Here is a 22,796-nt window from a genome sequence, read left to right as displayed (position 1 = left end):
TCTTTAATTTTCAGTCTGGTGCGAAACGGGGCGGCCAGTGCGCCGCCCCGTTCGGGTTCTTACGCCTTGGCCAGCGCCGCGCCCAGTTTTTCATCCAGCACGTCAAGGAAAGGCTGGGTATCGAGCCATCTGGTGTCCTTGCCGACCAGCAGGGCAAGATCCTTGGTCATCTGGCCACCTTCGACCGTTTCCACACAGACGCGTTCCAGCGTCTGGGCGAAGTGGGTTACGTCGGGCGTGTCATCGAATTTGCCGCGATAGGCCAGACCCCGTGTCCATGCGAAAATCGACGCGATGGGGTTGGTGCTGGTGGGGCGTCCCTTCTGGTGTTCGCGGAAATGGCGGGTGACGGTGCCATGGGCCGCTTCGGCTTCCACCACGTCGCCTGTCGGGTTCAGCAGCACCGAGGTCATGAGGCCAAGGCTGCCGAAGCCCTGTGCCACGATGTCGCTTTCCACATCGCCGTCATAGTTCTTGCACGCCCAGACATAGCCGCCCTTCCACTTCAGCGCACAGGCCACCATGTCATCGATCAGGCGGTGTTCGTAGGTCAGGCCCAGCTTTTCGAACTCGGCCCTGAATTCCCGTTCGTACACCTCCTGGAACACATCCTTGAACATGCCGTCATAGGCCTTGAGGATGGTGTTCTTGGTGGACAGGTAAACCGGCAGCTTCCGGTCACGCCCGTAGGCGAGGGACGCGCGCGCGAACCCTTCGATCGAGGCGCGGGTGTTATGCATGCCAAGCGCCACGCCGGGGCCCTTGAAGTCATGCACGTCCAGCACCTGTTCCGGGCCGCCATCGGCGGGGGTGTAGCGCAGCGTGACCTTGCCGGGACCGGGAATGCGGGTTTCGGCGGCGCGGTAGATGTCGCCATAGGCATGGCGGCCGATCACGATGGGCTGGGTCCAGTGCGGCACAAGGCGGGGCACGTTGGAACAGATGATGGGTTCGCGGAAGATCGTGCCATCAAGGATGTTGCGGATGGTGCCGTTGGGCGAACGCCACATCTTCTTCAGGCCAAACTCCTCCACCCGTGCCTCATCGGGGGTGATGGTGGCGCATTTCACGCCCACGCCGTACCGGCGCACGGCTTCGGCGGCTTCCACTGTCACGCGGTCATCGGTCTCGTCACGATGGCGGATGCCAAGGTCATAATATTTCAGGTCGATATCCAGATACGGCAGGATCAGCCGTTCGCGGATGAAGTGCCAGATAATGCGGGTCATCTCGTCGCCGTCCATTTCGACAACGGGATTTTTGACCTTTATTTTTGCCATGGTACGTTTGTCTGCCTTTAGATGATTACTGTTTTTATGTGCTTTTTCTTTCTGGCGCCCGTTCGCGCAGCGGGCCTCCCGGCGGTCGCATTATTAGGCGTGCCGACAGGGGATAAAAAGCATTGCCGCACGCAGGTTCATTCACAAACGTGCCATCATCGCGCAGCCTGCCCGCACGATGGGGCTACCCGTGGACGGGGGCGTGTGACATGAAACGCGCATGACCGCCCGTTCCCCCCATGATCCGGCCCGCAGGCAGGGCCGTTTGCCGCGCCTGTGGCCTGACATGCTGCCTGGTCTCATGGCCGTCCTTGCGCTACTGCCCGCCTGCACGGCGTTGCAGGGGATCGTGCGGTCGGTTGTGCTGTGGGCGACGGTTGCGCTGCTGTTCAACAGCAGGCGGGTATTGCTGGCGTGCCTGCTGCCGGTGGTCATGCTGCTGCCTGCGGCGCTGTACTACATAAGCATAAGTGGCGTCCCGCCGGGATATCCGCTGTGGCTGATCCTGTTTTACTGCTCGTTCCCCGTCGTGCTGGGGTATGTGCGGCCCGTGTTGCCGTATCTGGGGGCGTGGACGCTGGTGTGGCTGGTGCTGGCCGGGTTCTATCTGTCGCGGCCGCGCGGGGTTGTGGTCGGATGGCGCGTCCGTACGCGCCTGGCCTGCGTGGCCGTGCTGCTGGCGTGGACCGTCGTGCCTACCGTGCAGTTATGGCGGCACCTGCCCCCCACGCGGGGCGGGACCGAAAACCCGATGGTGCCCATCCATTCCCGCTTTGACCGGGCATGGCCGTGGAGCATGGCGACCGGCTATGTCGCCGCCCGGCGTGCAACCCGGCGCGTGAGCGAAATGGCGCGGCGGATCAGCCATGAACCGATCCATTTTGATCCTGCGCCCCCCACCACGCCACAGGTGATCGTGCTGGTGATCGGGGAAAGTGCGCGGCGCGATCATCACCACAGCTATGGCTATGGCCTTCCCACCACGCCGGAAATGGAGCAGGTGCCAGGACTTGTCCGCTTTGATGACATGGTTACGCCCTTCGACTACACGGTGGGCGCCGTGCCGGTCATCCTGTCCGGTTATGACCGTCTGCGGCCCGGTGCGATGCCGGGGCATGATCTGGTATCGGTTTTCAACGCGGCGGGATTTGATACGTGGTGGATCAGCAACCACCCGCGTCTGGGGCCATATGACAGCGTGATCGGCGCATATTCGGAACAGGCCCGCCATATCGCCTACACCACCGTGCATGACGGGTTGATGAGCAGTCCGGTGCTGGACGGGCGCATGCTGCCGGTCGTGGACCAGGCGATTGCGGATGCGCATGGGCGGGTCTTTATCGTGCTGCACCTGTTCGGTAGCCATGAAAACGCGGCTGACCGTTACCCACGCGGTTTTGCCAGCCTTGGCACGGCTTATGACAACAGTATTGCCTATACCGATCACATGCTGGCCCATGTCCGCGCCACGCTGGCGGCGCATGGGGGGGAATCCGCCCTGTTCTACGTATCTGACCACGGGGTGCGGGTTACGGAATGTACCGGTGGCATTCCCGCGCATGGGGACGTGCGCGCCGCGTATGAAATACCATTCTACCTGTGGACATCCACGGCATGGCAGGCTGCCCACCCGCAGGCGGCGCAGGCCGCGCGGGATAACGTGCATGTCCCGCTGACGCTTGCGGCCGTGCCGCCGAGCGTGCTGGATGCCGCAGGGCTGTATTACGGGGCGGCGGATGCAGGCCTGTCGGTGCTGTCAGTCCATCCCGCCCACATGACGCGCATCGTGCATGGGGACAGCACGACCAACCAGAATGTCGATTATGACCACAGCCATGATGATGGCCGGTGCCATATCGCAAGGGATTAAGGACAGAGGTCCTTGGTGAAGCTTTGTTCAGGAAGCTTCAGGAAGCGCCGCCTCCTTGGAAAAAGGCGGTGCCCAAAAACCTCTATTTTCCATCAATGCCCTGTTTCGGAAGATCCCTTATTTCCCGTTGGGGTGCTTCTTCAGCCATGCGTCATAGCGGCGCTTGTCCAGGCAGTAGGCAAGGTTTTTGTACATCTGGACATGGCGTACATGCGTCACGTCTTCCTGACAGGCGATCTTGTCGCTGTCCTGGTACTCGTCCCATGCGGGCTGCAGGACCAGCGCGCGTTCCTTTTCCTGTGTGACGCAGGCATTGGTGACTTCATCACCAAATTCCGTCGTGCAGTCATCAACGACCGGATAATTGGGGAATGTCAGCGCAGGCGCGGGCAGCTTCACTTCCGGCCGGATATAGAGCGAGTTCAGTTCCCCCTCCGGCACTTCGGCATGCGCCGTGGGCACGACGCTGGCTGCCAGCACGCCCAGCAGGGCACAGGTAATGATCTTTTTCATGTCTGTATGCCTTTGTTCAAAACGGGATATGGCGGTCATGTGGCGAATGTGACCCTGCCGTCGCGCCATGCCAAGGGGAACGGATAAACCGGCGCGCGGATTTAGGGTAGCGGTCCCATCCACTTTCGCCACGCAGGCCAGTCATGGATGATCCGTGCCAGCGCGGCATAGCCTCCGCCCGACGGGTGGGCGCCATCGCCGCGCGCGATCTCGGTGCACCATGTGGGATGGGCCAGCAGCGGTTCCCATATCGACAGGAAGGGCACGGATACCTGCGCGCATGCGTCAGCCATGGCATGCGACAGCGCCCGTGTGCGCCCATCGGGACAGGGGCGCCCGACCGGTGGGGGGCCGATCACCAGGACCGGCCACGATGGCCGGGCCTGTTGCAGGATATGGCGTGTCGTCGCGATGCAGGCTTCATGCGGCACGCGTGGCTGCCCCTGCGCGGTGGACGTGCAGTCATTGACGCCAAAGGACAGCACGATGCCCCCGTCATGTCGTCCGGCCAGGCGGGGCAGGGTTTCGGCATGCCACCGCAGGGCGATGTCGCGGCTGGTCTGTCCCCGCACGCCCAGGTTGTAGGCTGTGATGTCATGGCCTGCCTGCCGTTCCATGGCGGACAGGCGTCCCACCCATCCCTGACAGGTTTCATCACCCGTGCCCGTTACGTAGCTGTCGCCGATAAAACAGATTCGCATACCGGCATGATAGGCATGGCGGAAGATAAAAAACCATGCTGGAAAAGAGTGGCATTTCCATACTTTCCCATTTTGTTCTCATACGGTAGTGTCGCAGAACAGATTATGAACAAGGGGCGGAACACAGGAATGCGTGCAGGGATCATGCCATGGGTGGGGTGCGGGATACTGCTGGCCCCGCTGGCCGCCATGGCGGAACAGGCGCCCTGTCACGTTCCCCCCGCAACCGTCGGCTGCACGCAGGCGGCCACATTGCAACGGGTGGGCAGCCTGTCGCCCGCGGCCATGTCGTCCGGTCGTACGCTGATCCAGATGCACTGCAGGCGCGTGGACGGGACGGGGAACTGGCAGGTACTGGGCCATCATGGCGATGCGGTGCTGTTGCGCCACCTGCCCATCCAGAAAGGGGAGGGTGCGCTGTATTTTCCTGCCGCCGTCCTGCATCCCGTGTCGGGTCATCTGCCGTCGCGGCCATCCGGCCTGCTGCGTCTGGTCATGGCGGGGGTCGGGGCCGTGCTGCTGTGGCCGCTGTTACGGTATGGCTGGCGGCTTTTGCGCAGGCGGCAGGCATGGCGCGTGTGCAGGCGGCTGGTGTCCCGCCATGCCGATGCGCTGCGAATCCGGCGCAGGCAACTGGTGCAGGTCAACAGCTATGGCGTGGAACGTACGGCCCGGTGGCAACGCGAACAGACGGAATTCATCAGGACGATCATAAAGCCCGCCTTGCTGGACCGTCGCCTGCAATGGGCATGGCCCGCCATTGCGGACCGCGTACTGGCCCGGATCGGGACTGTGGCCAGCCAGAAGCTGTCGGGGGAGAAAGCGGGACAGGCCACCGGCGGTTACACGCCAGACATGGACCCGATCGGCTACGAACGCTATTGCGCCGACCGCCTGCGTGCCTGTGGGTGGGACGCGCATGCAACGCCGTCCGGAGGGGACCAGGGCGCGGATGTCATCGCCACGCGCGGCGGAAAACGGCTGGTCGTGCAGTGCAAGCTGTACCGCAATGCGGTGGGGAATGAGGCAGTGCAGCAGATTTCGGCCGCCCGGCTGCATTACCATGCCGATATTGCGGCAGTCGTCTCCAATGCGGATTACACGACTTCAGCGCGGCAGTTGGCCCGGTCCAACAAGGTGTTCCTGCTGCATCATGATGAATTGCCAGCCTTTGCCGCCCGTCTGGCACGGGAACGGAAAAAGGCGTGATTCCTCATCATGTCATAACATGACAAAATATGTCTGATGGATGCGCGCCGGGTATCCCCGGCGCGACATGTTCAATCGCGTGAAACTGCGGGAACAGGGGCGGAAGGACGATTGCGCGTACTCAACCGGACCGTGATCAGCAGATGGGCGATCATGCGTGCAGAGTTGCTCATGTATCATACCTCCTATCTTTCCTATACATGAATCGTTTCACGAAAGCGAAGGTTTCCTGCACTGTTGAAACAAATTTCCCGTGCCGTTGCGTTTCATGCCCGCTGTCCCCATCTTTATGGCCAGATATGACGGATTGAGGGAAAAGTTGAGACGACATCGTGTAATGCTGGACGGGCGTGAACTGTATGCAGGGGCGCAATGGACCCATGTCCAGCGATTCGCTGATGCGCTGCGTGCCCGTGGGCATGATGCCGTGGCGATTCGCGATGAAACGCCGCTGCCCCCGCGCGCGCCCCGGCCCCGACTGACGGGACTGCCCCCTCGTGGCACGGTGGGCCGTCGGCGCGGATAGGGGCATGGCATATGTCTATCTGCTGATCGCGATTGCGGCGGAAGTCACCGCCACGTTCTGCCTGACGTTATCCAATGGCTTTACACGGCCGGGACCGTCATGTGTGACCGTGGTCGGGTATGGCGTGGCGTTCTATTCGTTGTCCCTGGCGTTGCGCGCCATTCCCACTGGCGTGGCCTATGCCATCTGGTCGGGTATCGGGACGGTACTCATCACGCTGGTCTGTCGGGTGGTGCTGGGGCAGAAGCTGGACCTGGCGGCGGTCGTGGGCATGACGCTTATCATATGTGGCGTACTGGTCATGAACCTGCTGTCGGGTGGGGGGGCGCACGGATAAAAAATGGCCGGTTCCGCAAACGGAACCGGCCATATGCATCAATGTCGGCCGGGCCCGCCGTGACCGCCGCCACCACCACCGTGGCCGCCACCGCCGCCACCCGGGCCGCCGGGACCACGACCGCCGCCACCGCCCGGCCCACCGTGGCCTCCACCGCCCCCGGGTCCGCCACCGTGGAAGTCACCACGTGGGCCACCACCATGGAAATCGCCACCGGGGCGGCCGCGACCGCCGCCCCAGCCACCGCCGCGCCCGATATATTCGGGCGCGCCGCCGTAATAATCGCCATATCCGCTATAATAACCCCCGCTGGGGCCATAACCGTACCCGCCGTAATAGCCGCCATATCCGGGGCCATCAACGCAGGCGACAAGCGGACTGGCCAAAACCAGTACCGACAGTGACCGGGTCAGTCGTTTCATGGGAAAGAGTGTCCTTTTTCCATATACAGCTTCACGTCCTGATCCTGTCAGGTTTCCAACTGTATAAAGAAAAAAGGCATAATGACGACCGGCGATGGCCGTCATCCCGCCGGACGGGGGGCATACTGTCGCATGCCGCCCCCTGCCGGCGGGTTTTCAGGAATTATTTCAGGCCGTCTTCAGGTTATCGGCCTTGGCCAGTTCCTTGACGCGGCGCAGCAGGGAAACGGCGTAATCCTCGGCTTCCATGGCGGAGGAAAAACCGCCCAGCGTGCCAGTCAGGCCGCCGATGCTTACTTCCAGGCTGTACTTGCCCTGTGCGTCAGGACCACTGGTTGCCACTTTGCTCATGATAGCATCCTAATTCTTGTTCTGTAGGGGGCACACGGTGTGCCCGTTCCCCTTCACATGGGGTGGAACCGCGCCATGAACCATGTCTGCCGCCGCATGGCAGCCTGTCATGCAGCCATCTTGACATGATGACAGTCAATACCGGGTGCATGCCGTGCCGCCCGGCGGGGCCGGATATGTCGTGTCCCGACCCGTATGCGCCTGTTATTTCTGGCGGGCGAGTTCGGCTTCCAGCTTTTTGGCGCGTGCTTCGAGCGCCCTGGCGTGCTCGGGCCGGTCCTTCAGTGCAATGGCGTAATCACGACGGACCTGTTCCAGTTCGCGCTGCAGGTCCGTGGCGGAAGGCAGATGATGTTCTGATGACATGAAGCATTCCTGTATGTTGTATCGGTTCCCCCTTCATGTCGGAGCATCTTTCCCTGCGGCAACCTGCCCTTTGTGCGGATGTGGTATGACATGGCCGGACAACGGCTTGTGATGTCCGCCATCACTGGCATGATTGGGGCGGATGCGGGCGGGACCGTGGGCCACGGTGGCCACGTCCCCGCGCAGGACCACCATAATCGAAAAAAGGAGAACCGGACATGGATTTCAAGGCAGGTGATATTGTGGTGGTCAGGGATGATGCACCGGTCAAGCCGGAACTGCGCGGGATGAAGGGCGACATTGTCGAAATCATCGAAAATGGCCAGATCCGCGTGCGCAGTGACCGTACGGGAAATGACGAATGGTTTTCCGCATCCGACCTGCGGCATGAATGAACCGGGTCGGGGTCAGTCCCCGTCCCACAGATGCAGGAAGGCGTATGGATAGGCCGCACATGTCCGCACGAGATGCCGCATCCGCGCGGACCATTCACGTGGCGGGGTGGAAAGGGTGCCGGTTGCCTGCATGACCTTGCTCCTTGCCGGTGTGGGATATCCCTGTCGTGGGGCCTGTGCCCGGAGGGTTCATGAAACCATCAACGCAATGAAGATACGGAAAGATGCACCGGCGGGGGATCACATCTGCATGAAATGATCCCTGATACGCGGCAGGCGCATTGCGGCTGCGCATGCTGTGTTTGGACGATTGACCGTTCAGGGTGTTAGAAGGACAGGGACCAGGCCTGCCGGTAACCGGATCGACAGACAGCGAAGAGATTGATGAACCGCGGCAAGATTGTAAAATGGGTTACCATTGTGTCCCTGCTCCTGATGATTGGCAGCGTGGGCGTTCTGGTGCGCGGCATGACGGCTGAAGGGATCGGCCCGATATCATGGATGGTGGCTGAAGGGCTGGCCGGGCTTGGCCTGCTGGGGCTTGGCGTCATCAACCTGAGTGGCGGGCGCGACTGATACCGCCACGCCCGCACCCGGTCGTGCGGACTAGTTGCCCATGCCCGGTCCACCACTCCCGCCGGGTCCATCGCTGGGTGCATCCTGTCCCGGTGATCCGGTCATGCCACCGATACCGCCGCTTTCGCTCGGATCAGAGGGCGAATGACCGGACTGGCATGCTGCCAGCCCCGCGAGCAGAAGCACAACGGCAATTTTTTTCATCTGGATCCTATGTCCTTCAATCACGCTATGGTGAGGTATGTAAGGATATTCCCTCCGGAATCAACGGTATTTCCCATATTCCTTAAGGACGCGGATGGGGAGCAGGTTGCACGCCCACGCGGTACAGGGTGGTTTCGTCATATGTCTGCCCCGGCCGCAGTATGATGCTGGGGAAACCGGGGTGGTGGGGGCTGTCGGGATAATGCTGTGTTTCCAGCGCCACGGCATCCGTCTGGCGATAGGCATGACCCGAAGGCCCGACGTAGCTGCCGTCAAGCGCGTTGGATGTATAGACCTGCAGCCCCGGCTGCGTGGTCAGCACATCCAGCACCCGCCCCGATGCCGGATCCCACAGGCGGGCCGCAGGCACCGGCGCCCGCGATAGCTGGCCGTTGACGATCCAGTTCTGGTCATAACCATGCGGATACATCATCTGCGCGTCGGGATCGCGCAGGCGCTCGCCAATACGGTGGGGCGTGCGGAAGTCCAGCGCCGTGCCCGCAACGGATACGACAGTGCCCAGTGGCAGGGATTTCGCATCAATGGGGGTGAAGGTACCGGCATTGACCTGCAGGACCTCGTTTTCGATCGATCCGCTGCCCTCCCTACCCAGGTTGAAGTAGCTGTGGTTTGTCAGGTTGACCACCGTGGGCCGGTCCGTTGTCGCGGTGTAGTGCAGTGACAGTTCGTTGCCATCGTTCAGGCTGAAGGTGACATGCGTGGTCAGCGTGCCGGGGAAGCCTTCATCCCCGTCCGGGCTGACCAGTTTCAGGGTTACGCTGGCGCTACTGGCGGTGACGCTGGTGTTTTCCACCGTCCAGACATGCTTGTCGAACCCCCTGCGGCCACCATGCAGGGCGTTGGTCCCCTCGGTTCGGGGGATATGGTAGGTCTGTCCGTCCAGCACGAAGGCGCCGTTGGCGATGCGGTTGGCCACGCGCCCGACCGTCGCCCCGAAAAACAGGCCGCCACGGGCGCTGTCACGCGTATAGCCGTCCAGCGTCGGGAACCCCAGCACGATATCCGCGACATGGCCGCTGCTGTCGGGTGCATCGATGGTGGTAATGGTCGCGCCATAGGTCATGACCTGCACGCGCATGCCATGGCGGTTGGCCAGGGTGAAGCGTTCGACCCTCTGGCCGTCCGGGGTGGTGCCAAATGGTGCGCGGTCCAGTGTCATGGCCGGTGTCGGACCCGCATGGGCCGCCGTGACAACCGCCATTACCAGCAGCCCGGCAAGGGAAAAACGGTCGCACCCGTGCGAAAAAAAAGCGTGCATGGCGTATTCCTGTCATTATCGGGTCGATATGAAACCCGTTTCCCTGCTGTTTATCTTGCCGCTATGGGTTCGATCCTGCAAAACAGGGCAATGAATACGGGTCTGGTGTGTACGCGTGCGTTTCGCGCGCCTGAAAGGGAGAAGATGCGATACAGGGTTGTGGTGGCGCTGATGGCTGCAGGCATGGCCTGCGGCGGGATGGTAAACGGCGCAAGGGCGGCACAGGTGCAGGACCAGCCCGTATCCCCGGCCCCGCATGGTGAGACGGAACTGCAGAAGCTGCCGCCGTACCAGAACAAGGTGAATGAATATATCGACCTGGCCTCGGTCCAGGTACATGGCACGCATTCATCCGCCACGTTCATCCAGGATTTTGACGAGGACATGATCCGTCACGGGCTGCCCTTTGCCTCGGTCCGGTTTTCCGTCATGTACAACTGTGCGGCAGATACGTACCGCACGCTGTCCTATGCCACATGGTCGGGCCATATGGGCACGGGTCACCGGATAGCTGACGGCCCGGTGCCGCGTGGGGAAATGACGGTCGACCCGTCCCTGCGCGATGGCCGGCGTATTGCATGCGCCCATGTGGGCCATAATCATGCCGGAGGGCAATAATCCCCCTTTTGGGGATAAACCAGTAAGTTATGTGGATAACAGCGTGGATGGGCCAGCGCGTTGCACGCTGCATGGCTGGGGGAACTGCTAAAAATGGACGATCAGGTTTCTGTGGATAGTCGTGTCATTGATGCCGTGGAAGCATCCCTGCCCACCGGCATGGGCCGTGATGCGGCGGCTGCCCCGGCACAGGATCAGGCGCGTGCTTTCCTGCAGCAGCTGGCACGGCGGGGTCTGACGGTCGCGCCGCGTGAAGGCACGGACGGCGCATCGGCCCTGCACCAGATTTCGGACGGCCTGATCGACCTGTTTTCCAGTGAGGACCGCAAGCTGAAATACAGCGCCCTGCTGGTGCTGTTCCTGGTGCTGGTGGTGCTCTATATCCAGCCGCTGGTCATCCTGTTCGGGCTGCTGCTCAGCGGTGTGGTCTTTTTCATATTCGCACTGACGCGCCGCAACCCCACAGACTGATTTTTTCAGGGGCGGGCCGCAGGTGCCGCGGGCGCATCACCCGCCTGCGCCGGGTTCTTGGCGGGCATGATGTCGTCGCTACCGCTGGAACCGGAGACAAGCTGCCACTGCCGCCGGTCATCCTGATAGCGCGACAGGCACATAAGCAGCGTCTGGTATTTTTCCAGCCGCCCCGGGTCGCTGACTAGTGACAGGCAGGCGGCGCGCAGGTCGCTGTCATATCCGGTCCAGTGCGCGGTCAGGGCTGCCTGGCTTTTCTGTTCGGCGCCAATGCATTCCCCGTCCGTATCCTGCATTTCGATATGGGCGCGGTCGCAGTTGGCCGCAATGTCATATTGCGGCAGCGCCAGCCTGCGCCCGTGCTGGGTATCGTACGGGTGATGGGCCAGCTTTTCTATATCCACCACCGGGGCGGCCGCATGGGCGGCGGGCGCCGGTTGCAGCGGCGGCGGCAGGCTTTCCCCGTGCTGGGTGGCATATTGGGCCAGGTCATCAAGGGCCGCCATGGCCCCCTTTACCGAAAACGGCACCGGGTCACGTTCGAACGGGATCAGCGCCCCCGTGGCTGCCCCCTTCAGGGCGACGACCAGGTCAGGCACGGTATCGGGTTTCAGGTCGCCACCAGCCGTATCCCATTTCTGGGCATTGCCAAAGACCTGCAGCGCAATGGTGAATTTGCCGATCATCACCATGGCTGTCTCCACCCCTTTCGGGTTGCGGTAACGACCGTGGCGCTGGTGAATGGCAATCCCCACCGTACCGCTGGCGGCGCGGTAGAACATGATATCCAGCGTGCCCTGGTGGGACATGATCATGGGCTGGCCGCCCGGTCCGCTGTTGGCGAATATCCAGTCCGGATCGGCGGCGTACGCGCATGGCGTGGCGCAGAGGGTCCCGATTGCCAGGATGGCAGCAGGTAGCAGGCGCATCCCGGCTATTTCCTTCCAGTATCCATAAAATGTCATCAACGGCCGCCATGATAACGGCGTGATACCGACAAACCAATGCCGCCTGCACAGATCGCCCCTGTGGCGCGGCAAAATGAAAATCTTCTTTAGTATTATTTTCGCCGCCAGCATGGCACGCATCGCGTTGAAGGAAACGGACATATTTTGTCGCAGACCTGTCGCGATCATACGGCATGCCGTCCATGTTTCCCGTCGTGGAAACAGGCATGTGGAAATGGCCTTCCATGGCCCGAATTATGACAATATATGTCTACATCACGTCACAGTGATGCTGAAATTGTCTATTACCCCGATTCGTCGGTCCTTGTTGCAATGGGATTGTCGCAAAGTGAACAGAAAACGGAATTTTCTTCTGGGCTGTATGGCACTGGTCGCCCTGCCGGGGATCGCGCTGGCGCAGTCCTACGATGAACGGCCCCGTGCCGTGCCCGTGGCCATGCAGCCCGAAGACGAGAACAGCAGTCCCAGTCCGTCGCAGATGCTGGTGGATGAACGTGCCGGTGGCTGGGTCGCCATTCATCATACGCCTGATGCGGGCGTGCATACCGACCTGTGCATTGCCGGTTCGGAAAGCGAGATCCTGATGTTCCGCGCTGATGCCGATTCGCTGCAGGTGCGCAGCGCCGATGACCACTGGACGCTGGCCAATGGTGAAAAAGGCGACATGACGGTTACCGTGGGGGCCTATACCCGCGTGTTCCACATGCAGGCCAATGACGCCACGACCCTTGCGGCCGACATTCATGCCGACGACCTGACCCGCCTGCTGGACGCCATGGCGACGTCGCATGTGGCATTGGTGAAATTTGGCGACCGCACGACGCTCAGCGTCAATCTGGCAGGAAGCATTCCCGTTCTGGACCGTTTCCGTGGCTGTGCCGAAACCCAGCATTTCGCCAACCTGGGTCAGGGCGCGGGGCAGAAGGCTTCCCCGTTCTAGGGGACGGCCTGCGCCAGTAGTCCGATGACATACGCCCATAATGGACCCTACGTCTGAACATGGTTCCCCCGGCCACAGGCCGGGACTGGCTGCACGAGACAGGGTACGTTCCAGCCCTGTCGCCGTGGGTACGTGGGCAAAAGCAGGCATGGCCGATATCGGACGGGAATCCCGTTTCCCGCGCAGTCCGGGCCAGATGCTCAGGGTGCCTGAGCCGGTTTGTCAGCCTTTCGATTGATGTGGCGGCGGACTGCAGGCACCGCAGGTCCTGCGCGTATCAGACGGGGTGATCAGAGAGAGGCATTGTCCCGGATGATGTGGAAATACGGGTCGGCCAGTAATCGCGCGCCAGTGGCATAAGTTTGCGGTGCAGGCGGGGGCGCCTTTCCCCGTTGCCGGAAATTCCCATTCATCCCGCCACGCCATCAGGGCATGGACGGCACAGGGTCGGTCGGGGAAGGCTGGATATCGTCTTCCGGTCCGACCCATGGCCTGTTGGCTGCGATCGGCCGCATGCGCCCGTGCGGGTTCGGCGCGGGATCTGGCAGGTGCGTGCATGGCAGCCCGCACGCTGGGCTGTGGTGACAATGGCGGTGTGTATGGCAAACATTCTTCCTTTGCGGATTGTCAGCACTGGCTGACCCACATGAAAAGGAAGACAGGACGTGAGGCGACGTTTTCATCTTGGCGTGCTGGCTGGCGGGCTGGCCCTTGTCGCGGCAGTAACCGCCCCCGGCTTCGCCACGGCACGGGAAGCGAAGGCACGCCGTGAAGCAGCCCCGGCGCCGGTGGCGACCCTGGACGTGGCGGCGTTCCAGACGCAGGCGGCCCAGTATGTCGGCAAGCTGGTGCGGGTCGAGGGGTGTTACATCACCTCCGCCAATTCAGGCGGGGCGGATTGCGCGGCCTTCCGTATTGCCGACCTGCCGGGACAGGTGGACTGGAATGGGGCGGTGCCGCTTGATGGCCCGACGATGGAGGAATCCTCCTTCCGCAAGGCCCAGCAGATCTGTGGCGATACCGGCAAGAACGAGCAGTGCCAGGCCGAGGTCAGTGGCGTGGTCTATGACCCGTTCGGGGATATTGGAGTACAGGGACAGCGCAATTTCGAACTGCGCAACGCCCGGATCCACTGGCTGGCGGAACCCGCGCCGCACAAGGCGGAACGCCGCCGCACGGGCAACGAACGTTCGGCATCGCGCTAGGATCGCCTGAACCCGGCCCCCGGACCTGCGTTCCGGGGCGTGCGTGCCTTATCCGGCATGTCCCAGCAGGTGCGACAGCAGGGTCACCACCCCGCCGCACAGGACGCTGCCCATGACGACCATGGGCACGATCCACATCTCGCGCATGATGCTCTTGGCATGGTCCACGGCGCGGCGTGCATGCACGCTGCGGGCGGAGGGCAATGGCGTATTGATCATGATTGTCATGGCATGGCGTCCCGGGGCGTTCAGGCCCCAAAAAAGCGACTGCGGTTCGTGACCGGTGGCGCGTAATGCAGACAGGATTGAAACCTGTCAAGCATGAAAATTTCCCCTCTTTGAGGGGGACACGATAATCACCTGAAAAATGCCGGTTTCCCGCCATTGTGCCCGCAGGATATGCTTTTCATGCGTGGCGGCGTTGCGGGCCGTGTCGGGATGCCCGATAAGATCCGTTTGGCCATCCGAGACAGGCCGTTCTTACGCCCGGGATTCCCTGCATGACTCCGCTCGCGCTGATTCTGGTCGGCATTGGTTCCATTGCCGTCCTGCTGTTGCTGATCCTGTGGCTGAGGCTGCATCCCTTCGTGGCCCTGCTGACCGTTGCGGTGGGGGTGGCGCTGCTGACCGGCATGCCGGTGGCGAAGCTGGCTGACGCGGTACAGGGCAGCATGGGCCGCACCATGGGCCATATCGCCATTATCGTGGCCCTTGGGGCCATGATCGGGCGGATGATCGACCTGTCTGGCGGGGCCGCAGTCGTGGCGCAGGGGCTGGTGCGCCGGGTGGGGGCGGCCCATGTGCCCCTGGCGCTGGTCATCTCTGCCTTTGGTGTGGGCATCCCGGTGTTTTTCGAGGTCGGCGTCATCATGCTCATGCCGCTGGTCTATGGCATGGCGCGGCAGACGGGACGGCCACCTGCGGTCTTTGGCATTCCCATGGCGGTGACCATGCTGACGGTGCATGCGCTGCTGCCCCCCCATCCCGGCGCCGTGGCGGTGGCGGCGGCCCTTGGCGTGGGGGCGGGGCACATGCTGCTGCTTGGCCTGCCGCTGGCGGCGGTGGTGACCGTGCTGACCTATGTGCTGACGCGTCCGATCATGGCGCAGCCCTTTGGCTGTGCGCCCGATATTCGCGCCGTCGTGGATGAAGCACGCGACGCGGCGCATGGGCATGGCGCGGAGGATGAACCCGCCCGCCTGTTCATGCAGGCCGGCCAGCGCCGGCCTGTGGCCATGGGGGAAATCATCGCGGTCATTGCCGTGCCCGTCATGCTGATGGTGACGGGCACGCTGGCGGGGGAACTCATGTCGCCGGGACGCCTGCGCTCAGTTCTGGTTTTCGCGGGCATTCCCTTTGTCGCCCTTGGGCTGGATGTCATGCTGTGCGCGTGGCTGCTGGGGCTGCGGCGCGGGCTGGCGCTGGCCACCGTATCCGAAGTGGTGGCTGCCGCCCTGCCGGGGACGGCCATCATCATCCTGATTACCGGCGCGGGTGGCGCGTTCGCGCAGGTACTGGTGGGCAGCGGCGTGGGGGATGCGCTGGGCGGATTGCTGGCGGCAAGTGGGCTGCCATTGCTGGTGCTGGCCTTTGTCCTGACCATGATCCTGCGTGTGGCGCAGGGACCGACCACAGTGGCGCTGATGACCACGGCGGGCATTCTTGGGCCCATGATCGGGCGGCTGCACCTGGACCAGACGCATCTGGCCCTTGTGGCGCTGGCCATGGGGTCGGGCGGCATGGCGCTGTCGCATGTCAATGACGCGGGGTTCTGGATCGTGACCCGCATGTGCGGCGTGAGCGTGCGCGAAGGACTGCGGAGCTGGAGCATCATGACGCTGGTCGCAGCCCTGCTGGTTTTCGCTGGTGTCGCCACGATGTGGGCAGTGCTGCCAACCTGAAGGGATTAAGTCATAAAAGTTTTTGGGTGCCGCCTGTTTTCAAAAAGGCGGCGTTCTTCGAAGCTTTTAAAAAAAAGCTTCACCAAAAACTTCTCTTGATTTTCAGCCGGTCAGCGGCAGCAGGAAGGGCGCGGTGCGGCTGTTCGGTACGCGTGCGACATCATGGGGCGTGCCTGCGGCGACGATCTTGCCGCCTGCATCCCCGGCACCCGGTCCCATGTCGATCACCCAGTCCCCACGTGCCGCGACCCGCATGTCATGTTCGGCCACCACCACGGTATGACCGCCATCGACCAGGGATTGCAGGTGGGTCTGCAGCCGGTCCACATCCGCCGGGTGCAGGCCGGTGGTCGGTTCATCAAGGATATACAGCGTGTGGCCCCGGCGCTGCTTCTGCAGTTCGGTCGCAAGCTTGATGCGCTGTGCCTCGCCCCCCGAAAGCTCGGTTGCGGGCTGTCCCAGCCGCAGGTAGCCAAGACCGCCCTGCTGCAATGTACCCAGCGCATTGGCCAGTGATGGCGTGTCGGCAAAGAACGTGGCCGCGTCATCCACCGTCATGTTCAGGACATCGGCAATGGATTTGCCGCGTATCGTGACCTCCAGAACATCCGGCTGATAGCGTGTGCCGTGGCAGGTGGGACAGGGGGAATAGACACTGGGCAGGAACAGCAGTTCCACCATGACAGATCCCGCGCCCTCGCAGGTGGGGCAGCGCCCCTTGGGCAGGTTGAAGGAAAAACGCCCGGCGTCGTAACCGCGTGATTTCGCAAGGTCGGTTGCGGCATACATCTGCCGTATCGTGTCAAACAGGCCGGTATAGGTCGCAAGATTGGAACGCGGCGTACGACCGATCGGTTTCTGGTCGATCATGACCAGCCGTTTGATCTGGCTGGCCCCTGATGTGACATGCCCCTGCGGTGTGCCGATGGGCATGTCTTCGATGTTTTCGCCATCCGTATCCTGCACCAGCTTCTGTCCCAGTGCGTGCGCCACGATGGCGGGCAGGGCCTGGCTGACCAGGCTGGATTTGCCCGACCCGGACAGGCCGGTAACGGTCACGAACGTGCCCAGCGGGATCTCGACACTCAGGTCGTGCAGGTTGTTCCACGTGATGCCGCCCAGTTTCAACCATCCCTTTGCCGGACGCGGCGTGCCCGCGATGGGCGCATCACTGGCGAACAGATAAGGCGCGGTGCGCGACAGCTTCACGTCCCGCAGGCCATCTGGCGGGCCGCTGTACAGCACTTCGCCCCCGCGCGTGCCCGCGTCGGGACCGACATCGACAATCCAGTCCGCGCGGCGGATCAGGTAGAGGTTGTGTTCGACGATGAACAGCGAATTCCCTGCTGCCTTCAGCCCCTCCAGCGCATCCAGCAGGTTATGGGCATCCGCCGGATGCAGCCCGCTGGAGGGCTCATCCAGCACATACACCACGCCAAACAGGTTGGAGCGGATCTGTGTCCCCAGCCGCAGCCGCTGGTATTCCCCCGGTGACAGGGTGGTGACCGAACGGTCCGCCTGCAGGTAGCCCAGACCCAGATGTTCCAGCACGCCAATGCGGCCGATCAGGTCGGCGGCCATGCGGCGGGCGGCAATGGCGGTGGCGTCGCCCGCCTGTGGCGTAGCCTCCAGCACCTGCGTGCCTTCGGCCAGTGTGGCGAGGGTGCGCGCGATGGTGGACAGGGTCTGCTGCGTCATCTGTGCAATGTTCAGCCCCGCCAGCGTGACACGCAGTGCGTCAGGGTTCAGGCGCTGCCCATGGCAGGTAGGGCACGGGGTCGCGGTCAGGAAGCGTTCGGCCCGCCTGCGCATGTTCGCACTCTGTGATGTTGCGAAGGTATGCATTACGTAGCGCCGCGCGCCGGTGAACGTGCCGTTATAGGACGGCGGCACATGGTCACGGATCGCGCGCTGCACGGCGGCATGGTCCAGGCCGGGATAGACGGGGTAGGTCGGCGTTTCCTCGGTATAGAGGATCCAGTCGCGCGTTTTCTGCGGCAGGTCGCGCCATGGGCAGTCCACGTCCACGCCCTTGGTAATCAGGATGTCCCGCAGGTTCTGTCCCTGCCATGCGGTGGGCCATGCGGCCACGGCGCGCTGGCGGATGGACAGGCTGTCATCGGGCACCAGCAGGTCCGTTGTGGTGTCCATGATCCGGCCCTGCCCATGGCATTGCGGGCAGGCCCCCATGGGGGTGTTGACGGAAAAGGATTCCGCCTCCAGCCGTTTCATGCCGTCGGGATAATGTCCCGCGCGGGAATACAGCATGCGCAGCAGGTTCGACAGCGTGGTGATGCTGCCGACCGAAGACCGCCCGGTGCCCGTGCCGCGCTGCTGTTGCAGGGCAATGGCGGGGGGCAGGCCCTCGATGGCGGTCACGTCGGGCACCGGCATCTGCCTGAACAGCCGACGTGCGTAGGGGGAGACGGATTCCAGATACCGTCGTTGCGCTTCCGCATACAGCGTCCCGAAGGCGAGGGATGATTTCCCCGACCCCGAAACCCCCGTGAACACCACCAACTGGTCGCGCGGCATGTCCACGCTGACATCCTTCAGGTTGTGTTCGCGCGCGCCACGCACATGCACGAAATCCGCCCGGCTGTGTGGATCGGGTTCAGGATCGGAAATGGGGCGCTGTGACATGGGATGGCCTTCATGCAATGTGCCGGTGGCGGCGGTGCCTCCGTTATAACGCGGCGGCGGCGGTTTGTCTGGCGCGCCTTTCTTATTGTTATCGCACATTATGTAATTGATATTGATCCGATGGCAGGTCGCCTGCTTGACCGATGGAACGGGGCAGCGCATCAGAAAGATCGGACAATGACAAAGCGAATGATCAGGCAGGCGGAAGCATGAAAAGGTTCATCATACTGGGCGTATCCATATGCCTGTTTTCCGGGGTGGCCCACGCGGCGTCCGGACGGCATGGGGAAAAGACTTCCGTCATTGCCGAGGCGGAGCGCCATGTCGCGGCCACCCTGCCTGACCCCCACGGGGCGACATTCCGCAATGTCTCGGTGCATTCCATGGATTCGACATCGGTCGTATGTGGTGAAATGGCCCCGCATGACACGCCCGCGGGCGGGACGTTCATGAAGTTCGGTTATGTGCAGGGGCAGGATGATCCGGTGGTCTTCAGCGGTCGCGAAGTGCCGCAGAAAGTCGAGTTCAATGAAGTCAATTCATGGCTGAACGACAGCATCAAGCTCGAGGATCTGGAGGAAATGGGTTGCGTGCCCCGTGGCACCTACCATAGCTATAATGAACGGCTGAATAAGGTCATGTCCCAGCGCAAGCAGTTTGGCGTGAACTGAGGGCAGGGCAACTTGTGCCCCCGGCGTGTGTTATGCGGGGCATGAATCCGGAACGCCATGTCCATGGCGGCATCAATCGCAACCTGTCTGCCGCCCCGTTCTGCGGGGCGCGCCCCGTGACCGGATGATCCTGGAATGATGGCGGGGTTCAGGCCGACAGGACAGCGTGGCTTTCGTGGCTGCGCAGGGAAGGGAAATTCATGACAGATGTAACGCAGTCCATGCTGGGCCAGGATGTGTTCGCGACAGGTTCGGGCCGCATGGGCACGCTGACAGCCGTCAACACCAATGCCACCATCCAGATCACGGTTGATGGCCCGGCGGAAAGTACTTTCACCATTCCCGTGTCATGGGTGCAGTCCACCGATGGCGGCAAGATCCTGCTCAGCCATACGCTGGAAGACGTGCAGTCCTATACCCCGCCCGCCTGAATGGCGTCATGCTGCTGACTGTGTGATGGGAAAGGCCGCGCATGCCGCATGAAATGCAACGGCAGGCTGGTCCGGTTGTCGATACGCTGCCGGATGACGATACGTTCCGCGCGCCATTGCAGTACCCGCCCGATGTGTTGCTGGCCAACGCACGGGCGGCGCGCATGCCGTTGTTCGCACCCGCACGCAGGACAGCCGACCTGATTGACATCACGCGGGTCGATCCGGCGATCGCACTGGATGTCCGTTATGCCACGGCACGGAATTTCCTGGGCTTTCCCGTCTATCCCGCACCACGGGCGTTCCTGCAGCGCCCGGCGGCGCAGGCCCTGTCACAGGCACGCGTACTTGCCGCGCGGCACGGCTATGGGCTGCTGGTATATGATGCCTATCGTCCATGGCATGTCAGTTACCTGTTCCGTCAGGCGGTGCCGGAGGATCTGTACGAATTCGTCGGTGATCCCGCCATCGGTTCCCGTCACAATCGTGGATGCGCCGTGGACCTGACCCTGTGGGATCTTGCAACCCGTCGGGTGGTGTCCATGCCGTCGGGCTTTGATGAAATGACGCCGCGCGCCCATGTGGCCTATGGCGGTGGCGATGTCGCGGCGCGTGCCCTGCGTGACCTGCTGGCCCAGATCATGATGGCGAGCGGATTCCTGCCGCTGGCCGAGGAATGGTGGCATTTCGATTATGGTCACTGGCAGGATTATCCGGTCATGGACCTGCCGTTTGATGCGATCGGGCGCGATACCGCGCCCTGACCGGATCGGGCGTCAGTCGTTATGGATGGTGCGGTCAATCGAGCGCCCGGCCTTTTCCGCCGGCCCTTTTGGCGGGTCGAACGTGTCCTGCATCTTGTCCCCGAAATGATCTATTTTCTCGCCGGTGGTTTCATGGTGCCGCTTGCACCCGCTTAACCCCGTGCTGGCAAGAACCAGCGCCAGGCCAAGCGCTGCCAGCGAACGCATGCGGCGTCGGCGCGGGTGTGCGGGACGGTCATGGTACAGGGACAGGCGGAACTGGATACGGGTCGATGCGTCGGGCGTGGTCGATGATGTCGGGGTTGAAGACGTATGCGTATCCATGTGCGGGTCCCTGCCTTGGTATGATGAATCCTCAACTGTGAAAGCGGTGACCGGGTTCCGGTTGCACATAAATGTGAGTCGCGCCCTAGCTGAACATGGCCCGGCATTCCGGGCACAGGCGCAGGAAACGACCATCCGCGACAAAGGCGGTATCGCAGTTCAGGCAGGTGCGGCGGACCTGGTCCGGCCGGTCCATGGGAATGGCATGGCGGATGCGGTGGCGGCGCAGGTGGGCCTCCAGCGTCTTGATGTTCAGGCCCAGCCTGCGCGCGGTTTCGCGGGTGGAGCAACCCTGCCTGCGTAACTGCGCGACGGATGGGGCAATGGCGGTCCAGTCCAGCCGCGGCAGGCGTGTGCGACGGGGAATGGTGGTGGTTGGTGCGCTCTGTGCGACTTTGTGCGTAATTTCCATACGATATTTGTGCTTAAAAAACACACATACGGCAAGGGAAATTCTGCGGGCAAAGAAAACTGGTCATGCCTGCAGAATGATTGTGTATCTTTTTCATACACATGCAAGGAACCCTCATGCACGATCCCTTTCTGCCCGCAGGCTGCACCCAGGCTGATATCGATGCCCGATTTGCACCTGATGAACCGGCCTGGATTGCGCCTTATGTCGCGCAACTCCAGCGCCGCCTGGACCGTCTGGCCACCATCCGGGCCGAACTGGCGACGGATCGTTTTGATGGCGCGTATGACGGGGTGGATATCCTGGGTTATCTGGCTGACGAGATGGAAACGGTGCGTATGGCCATGGCCGATCCCGTGGCGGATTATGGGGACTGATCCCATCCGGCGGGTCATGGGGCAGGATGCACGGATATTTCCGTTTGAAAATGAAATCGGGAACCGGCACAAGCGCAGGCAGCTCCCTTTTTTCATGGATGTGGAATGACCCAGCCCACCTGCCTGCCCGATCTGGACCACGAATATTTCCTGCGCCAGTCCTTTGTCGTGGCGGAGCGCGCGCGTCAGGCGGGCGATCATCCCTTTGGCTGCGTGCTGGTTGATGCGCAGGGCAACGTGGTGATGGAGCAGGGGAATGGATATACGGCGGAAGGCGGGGACATGACCGCCCATGCCGAACGCCTGCTGGCCACACGGGCGTCAAAGGCCCATGCGCCAGACGTGCTGGCGTCGTACACCATGTACACATCCGCCGAACCCTGTGCGATGTGTGCGGGCGCGGTGTACTGGAGTGGGATCGGTCGCGTGGTCTATGGCCAGAGCGAGGCGAGCCTGAAGGAAATAACCGGCGACCACCCCGAAAATCCGACGCTCGACCTGCCCTGCCGCACGGTATTCGCGGCGGGTCAGCGGTCGGTTGCGGTCATTGGTCCCCTGCTGGAAGACGAAGCGGCTGAATTGCAGCGTACGTTCTGGCGTGGAAAGGGCGGACCAGCCGCCTGAACACTTGAAAGGTAAAAGTTTTTGGGTACCGTCTTTTTTCAAAAAGGCGGCGTTTGGTGAAGCTTTTTGGGGCCTGTTGGGAATTAACGCGAATTGATGATTGCGGCTGTGAGATAAATTATCGCTGCGAATGATCTGTCGGTCTTGTCGCTTCGCATGGCGATGCGCTTGAACTCCTTGAGCTTGCAGAAGAAGTTCTCGATGAGATGGCGCGCCTTGAACAGGGCTCCATCGAAAGGTCGCCTGTCGAGGCGGTTCCGACGCTGGGGAATGACCACGCGGGCCCCTTGTGCGCGTATGGTGTCCACGATCCAGTGGACATCGAACGCCTTGTCGGCAAGAAGTCCCTCGAAATCAGCCGGTTCAAGGAGAGGCGCCACCCCGACCGTGTCGTAATGCTGGCCGGGGATAAGCGTAA

General features: G+C 62.3%; 30 protein-coding genes. 17 read left to right on the top strand and 13 right to left on the bottom strand.

Annotated elements, in window-relative coordinates:
* Positions 1-59 precede the first annotated feature (59 nt).
* A complete protein-coding gene (locus tag GEU01_RS09130) occupies positions 60-1,280 on the bottom strand; it encodes an NADP-dependent isocitrate dehydrogenase (RefSeq protein ID WP_010508687.1) in 1,221 nt (406 codons plus the stop codon).
* Between the two features lie 220 nt (positions 1,281-1,500).
* Here GEU01_RS09130 and GEU01_RS09125 point away from each other — a divergent pair, with 220 nt between their 5' ends.
* Complete coding sequence (locus GEU01_RS09125) at positions 1,501-3,150, top strand: phosphoethanolamine transferase (protein ID WP_019085845.1); 1,650 nt, start codon at positions 1,501-1,503, stop codon at positions 3,148-3,150.
* A gap of 117 nt (positions 3,151-3,267) precedes the next feature.
* Here GEU01_RS09125 and GEU01_RS09120 read toward each other — a convergent pair whose 3' ends face one another.
* Together GEU01_RS09120 and GEU01_RS09115 are read right to left on the bottom strand one after the other, a co-directional pair.
* Positions 3,268-3,663: a hypothetical protein gene (locus tag GEU01_RS09120; protein WP_042710824.1), complete on the bottom strand. Its 396-nt coding sequence runs from the start codon at positions 3,661-3,663 to the stop codon at positions 3,268-3,270.
* 101 nt (positions 3,664-3,764) lie between these two features.
* On the bottom strand, positions 3,765-4,364 hold the full coding sequence (locus GEU01_RS09115; RefSeq protein ID WP_019085843.1) for a GDSL-type esterase/lipase family protein: 600 nt from the start codon (positions 4,362-4,364) through the stop codon (positions 3,765-3,767).
* A gap of 129 nt (positions 4,365-4,493) precedes the next feature.
* Here GEU01_RS09115 and GEU01_RS09110 point away from each other — a divergent pair, with 129 nt between their 5' ends.
* The 4 genes from GEU01_RS09110 to GEU01_RS26245 all read left to right on the top strand — a co-directional run bounded on the left by GEU01_RS09110 (position 4,494) and on the right by GEU01_RS26245 (position 6,840).
* Positions 4,494-5,573 carry a restriction endonuclease gene (locus tag GEU01_RS09110; protein WP_019085842.1) on the top strand — a complete coding sequence of 360 codons (1,080 nt, stop codon included), beginning with the start codon at positions 4,494-4,496 and terminating at the stop codon, positions 5,571-5,573.
* A gap of 337 nt (positions 5,574-5,910) precedes the next feature.
* Complete coding sequence (locus GEU01_RS09105; protein ID WP_019085841.1) at positions 5,911-6,099, top strand: hypothetical protein; 189 nt, start codon at positions 5,911-5,913, stop codon at positions 6,097-6,099.
* 4 nt (positions 6,100-6,103) lie between these two features.
* Positions 6,104-6,436 (top strand): DMT family transporter, encoded by a 333-nt coding sequence (locus GEU01_RS09100; protein WP_019085840.1) that lies wholly within the window; start codon positions 6,104-6,106, stop codon positions 6,434-6,436.
* A gap of 41 nt (positions 6,437-6,477) precedes the next feature.
* Positions 6,478-6,840 (top strand): hypothetical protein, encoded by a 363-nt coding sequence (locus tag GEU01_RS26245; protein WP_019085839.1) that lies wholly within the window; start codon positions 6,478-6,480, stop codon positions 6,838-6,840.
* A 186-nt stretch (positions 6,841-7,026) separates the two neighbouring features.
* Here GEU01_RS26245 and GEU01_RS09090 read toward each other — a convergent pair whose 3' ends face one another.
* Both GEU01_RS09090 and GEU01_RS26240 read right to left on the bottom strand, forming a co-directional pair.
* Positions 7,027-7,209, bottom strand: coding sequence for a hypothetical protein (locus GEU01_RS09090; RefSeq protein WP_019085838.1), 183 nt, complete (start codon positions 7,207-7,209; stop codon positions 7,027-7,029).
* Positions 7,210-7,413: 204 nt separating this feature from the next.
* A complete protein-coding gene (locus GEU01_RS26240; RefSeq protein ID WP_019085837.1) occupies positions 7,414-7,575 on the bottom strand; it encodes a hypothetical protein in 162 nt (53 codons plus the stop codon).
* Between the two features lie 218 nt (positions 7,576-7,793).
* On the opposite strand from GEU01_RS26240, the gene GEU01_RS26235 reads away from it, so the two are divergent.
* Together GEU01_RS26235 and GEU01_RS09070 are read left to right on the top strand one after the other, a co-directional pair.
* Positions 7,794-7,970: a hypothetical protein gene (locus GEU01_RS26235; protein ID WP_010508670.1), complete on the top strand. Its 177-nt coding sequence runs from the start codon at positions 7,794-7,796 to the stop codon at positions 7,968-7,970.
* Between the two features lie 384 nt (positions 7,971-8,354).
* On the top strand, positions 8,355-8,546 hold the full coding sequence (locus GEU01_RS09070) for a hypothetical protein (protein ID WP_010508668.1): 192 nt from the start codon (positions 8,355-8,357) through the stop codon (positions 8,544-8,546).
* 30 nt (positions 8,547-8,576) lie between these two features.
* Here the strand turns inward: GEU01_RS09070 and GEU01_RS26230 are convergent, their stop codons facing one another.
* Positions 8,577-8,750: a hypothetical protein gene (locus GEU01_RS26230; protein ID WP_010508667.1), complete on the bottom strand. Its 174-nt coding sequence runs from the start codon at positions 8,748-8,750 to the stop codon at positions 8,577-8,579.
* Positions 8,751-8,832: 82 nt separating this feature from the next.
* Positions 8,833-10,029, bottom strand: coding sequence for an aldose epimerase family protein (locus GEU01_RS09060; RefSeq protein ID WP_019085836.1), 1,197 nt, complete (start codon positions 10,027-10,029; stop codon positions 8,833-8,835).
* A 144-nt stretch (positions 10,030-10,173) separates the two neighbouring features.
* Here GEU01_RS09060 and GEU01_RS09055 point away from each other — a divergent pair, with 144 nt between their 5' ends.
* A complete protein-coding gene (locus tag GEU01_RS09055; protein ID WP_227672646.1) occupies positions 10,174-10,647 on the top strand; it encodes a surface-adhesin E family protein in 474 nt (157 codons plus the stop codon).
* A gap of 93 nt (positions 10,648-10,740) precedes the next feature.
* A complete protein-coding gene (locus tag GEU01_RS09050) occupies positions 10,741-11,118 on the top strand; it encodes a hypothetical protein (protein WP_019085834.1) in 378 nt (125 codons plus the stop codon).
* Between the two features lie 5 nt (positions 11,119-11,123).
* Here the strand turns inward: GEU01_RS09050 and GEU01_RS09045 are convergent, their stop codons facing one another.
* A complete protein-coding gene (locus tag GEU01_RS09045; protein ID WP_019085833.1) occupies positions 11,124-12,254 on the bottom strand; it encodes a hypothetical protein in 1,131 nt (376 codons plus the stop codon).
* Between the two features lie 160 nt (positions 12,255-12,414).
* Between GEU01_RS09045 and GEU01_RS09040 the strand changes: the two genes are divergently transcribed.
* Both GEU01_RS09040 and GEU01_RS09035 read left to right on the top strand, forming a co-directional pair.
* A complete protein-coding gene (locus GEU01_RS09040; RefSeq protein WP_231289903.1) occupies positions 12,415-13,026 on the top strand; it encodes a hypothetical protein in 612 nt (203 codons plus the stop codon).
* A gap of 665 nt (positions 13,027-13,691) precedes the next feature.
* Entirely contained in the window at positions 13,692-14,231 is a 540-nt protein-coding gene (locus tag GEU01_RS09035; RefSeq protein ID WP_026018615.1) for a hypothetical protein, read from the top strand.
* Between the two features lie 48 nt (positions 14,232-14,279).
* Here GEU01_RS09035 and GEU01_RS09030 read toward each other — a convergent pair whose 3' ends face one another.
* The gene (locus GEU01_RS09030) at positions 14,280-14,459 is read right to left on the bottom strand and encodes a hypothetical protein (protein ID WP_010508659.1); all 180 of its coding nucleotides are present in this window, start codon (positions 14,457-14,459) and stop codon (positions 14,280-14,282) included.
* 272 nt (positions 14,460-14,731) lie between these two features.
* Between GEU01_RS09030 and GEU01_RS09025 the strand changes: the two genes are divergently transcribed.
* Complete coding sequence (locus GEU01_RS09025; RefSeq protein ID WP_019085831.1) at positions 14,732-16,132, top strand: GntP family transporter; 1,401 nt, start codon at positions 14,732-14,734, stop codon at positions 16,130-16,132.
* Between the two features lie 102 nt (positions 16,133-16,234).
* Here the strand turns inward: GEU01_RS09025 and GEU01_RS09020 are convergent, their stop codons facing one another.
* The gene (locus GEU01_RS09020) at positions 16,235-18,775 is read right to left on the bottom strand and encodes an excinuclease ABC subunit UvrA (protein ID WP_026018614.1); all 2,541 of its coding nucleotides are present in this window, start codon (positions 18,773-18,775) and stop codon (positions 16,235-16,237) included.
* Positions 18,776-18,984: 209 nt separating this feature from the next.
* On the opposite strand from GEU01_RS09020, the gene GEU01_RS09015 reads away from it, so the two are divergent.
* The 3 genes from GEU01_RS09015 to GEU01_RS09000 all read left to right on the top strand — a co-directional run bounded on the left by GEU01_RS09015 (position 18,985) and on the right by GEU01_RS09000 (position 20,641).
* Complete coding sequence (locus GEU01_RS09015; RefSeq protein ID WP_019085829.1) at positions 18,985-19,446, top strand: hypothetical protein; 462 nt, start codon at positions 18,985-18,987, stop codon at positions 19,444-19,446.
* Between the two features lie 200 nt (positions 19,447-19,646).
* A complete protein-coding gene (locus GEU01_RS09005; RefSeq protein ID WP_010508653.1) occupies positions 19,647-19,877 on the top strand; it encodes a DUF2171 domain-containing protein in 231 nt (76 codons plus the stop codon).
* Between the two features lie 41 nt (positions 19,878-19,918).
* The gene (locus tag GEU01_RS09000) at positions 19,919-20,641 is read left to right on the top strand and encodes a M15 family metallopeptidase (protein WP_019085827.1); all 723 of its coding nucleotides are present in this window, start codon (positions 19,919-19,921) and stop codon (positions 20,639-20,641) included.
* Between the two features lie 12 nt (positions 20,642-20,653).
* Here the strand turns inward: GEU01_RS09000 and GEU01_RS23970 are convergent, their stop codons facing one another.
* Positions 20,654-20,965: a hypothetical protein gene (locus GEU01_RS23970; RefSeq protein WP_019085826.1), complete on the bottom strand. Its 312-nt coding sequence runs from the start codon at positions 20,963-20,965 to the stop codon at positions 20,654-20,656.
* A gap of 85 nt (positions 20,966-21,050) precedes the next feature.
* Positions 21,051-21,377, bottom strand: coding sequence for a helix-turn-helix transcriptional regulator (locus GEU01_RS08990; RefSeq protein ID WP_019085825.1), 327 nt, complete (start codon positions 21,375-21,377; stop codon positions 21,051-21,053).
* A gap of 116 nt (positions 21,378-21,493) precedes the next feature.
* Between GEU01_RS08990 and GEU01_RS08985 the strand changes: the two genes are divergently transcribed.
* Positions 21,494-21,754 carry a hypothetical protein gene (locus GEU01_RS08985; RefSeq protein WP_019085824.1) on the top strand — a complete coding sequence of 87 codons (261 nt, stop codon included), beginning with the start codon at positions 21,494-21,496 and terminating at the stop codon, positions 21,752-21,754.
* Between the two features lie 105 nt (positions 21,755-21,859).
* Positions 21,860-22,378 (top strand): nucleoside deaminase, encoded by a 519-nt coding sequence (locus tag GEU01_RS08975; RefSeq protein WP_019085822.1) that lies wholly within the window; start codon positions 21,860-21,862, stop codon positions 22,376-22,378.
* Between the two features lie 83 nt (positions 22,379-22,461).
* Here the strand turns inward: GEU01_RS08975 and GEU01_RS08970 are convergent.
* The coding region (locus GEU01_RS08970; RefSeq protein WP_019085821.1) for an IS5/IS1182 family transposase at positions 22,462-22,796 on the bottom strand (335 nt) is incomplete at its 5' end.

It is taken from the genome of Komagataeibacter europaeus LMG 18890 (assembly GCF_000285295.1).
In the GTDB taxonomy this organism is placed as follows: Bacteria; Pseudomonadota; Alphaproteobacteria; order Acetobacterales; family Acetobacteraceae; genus Komagataeibacter; species Komagataeibacter europaeus.
The sequence above is the reverse complement of the archived record's forward strand: the minus strand, read 5'-3'. Positions and strand labels throughout refer to the sequence as shown.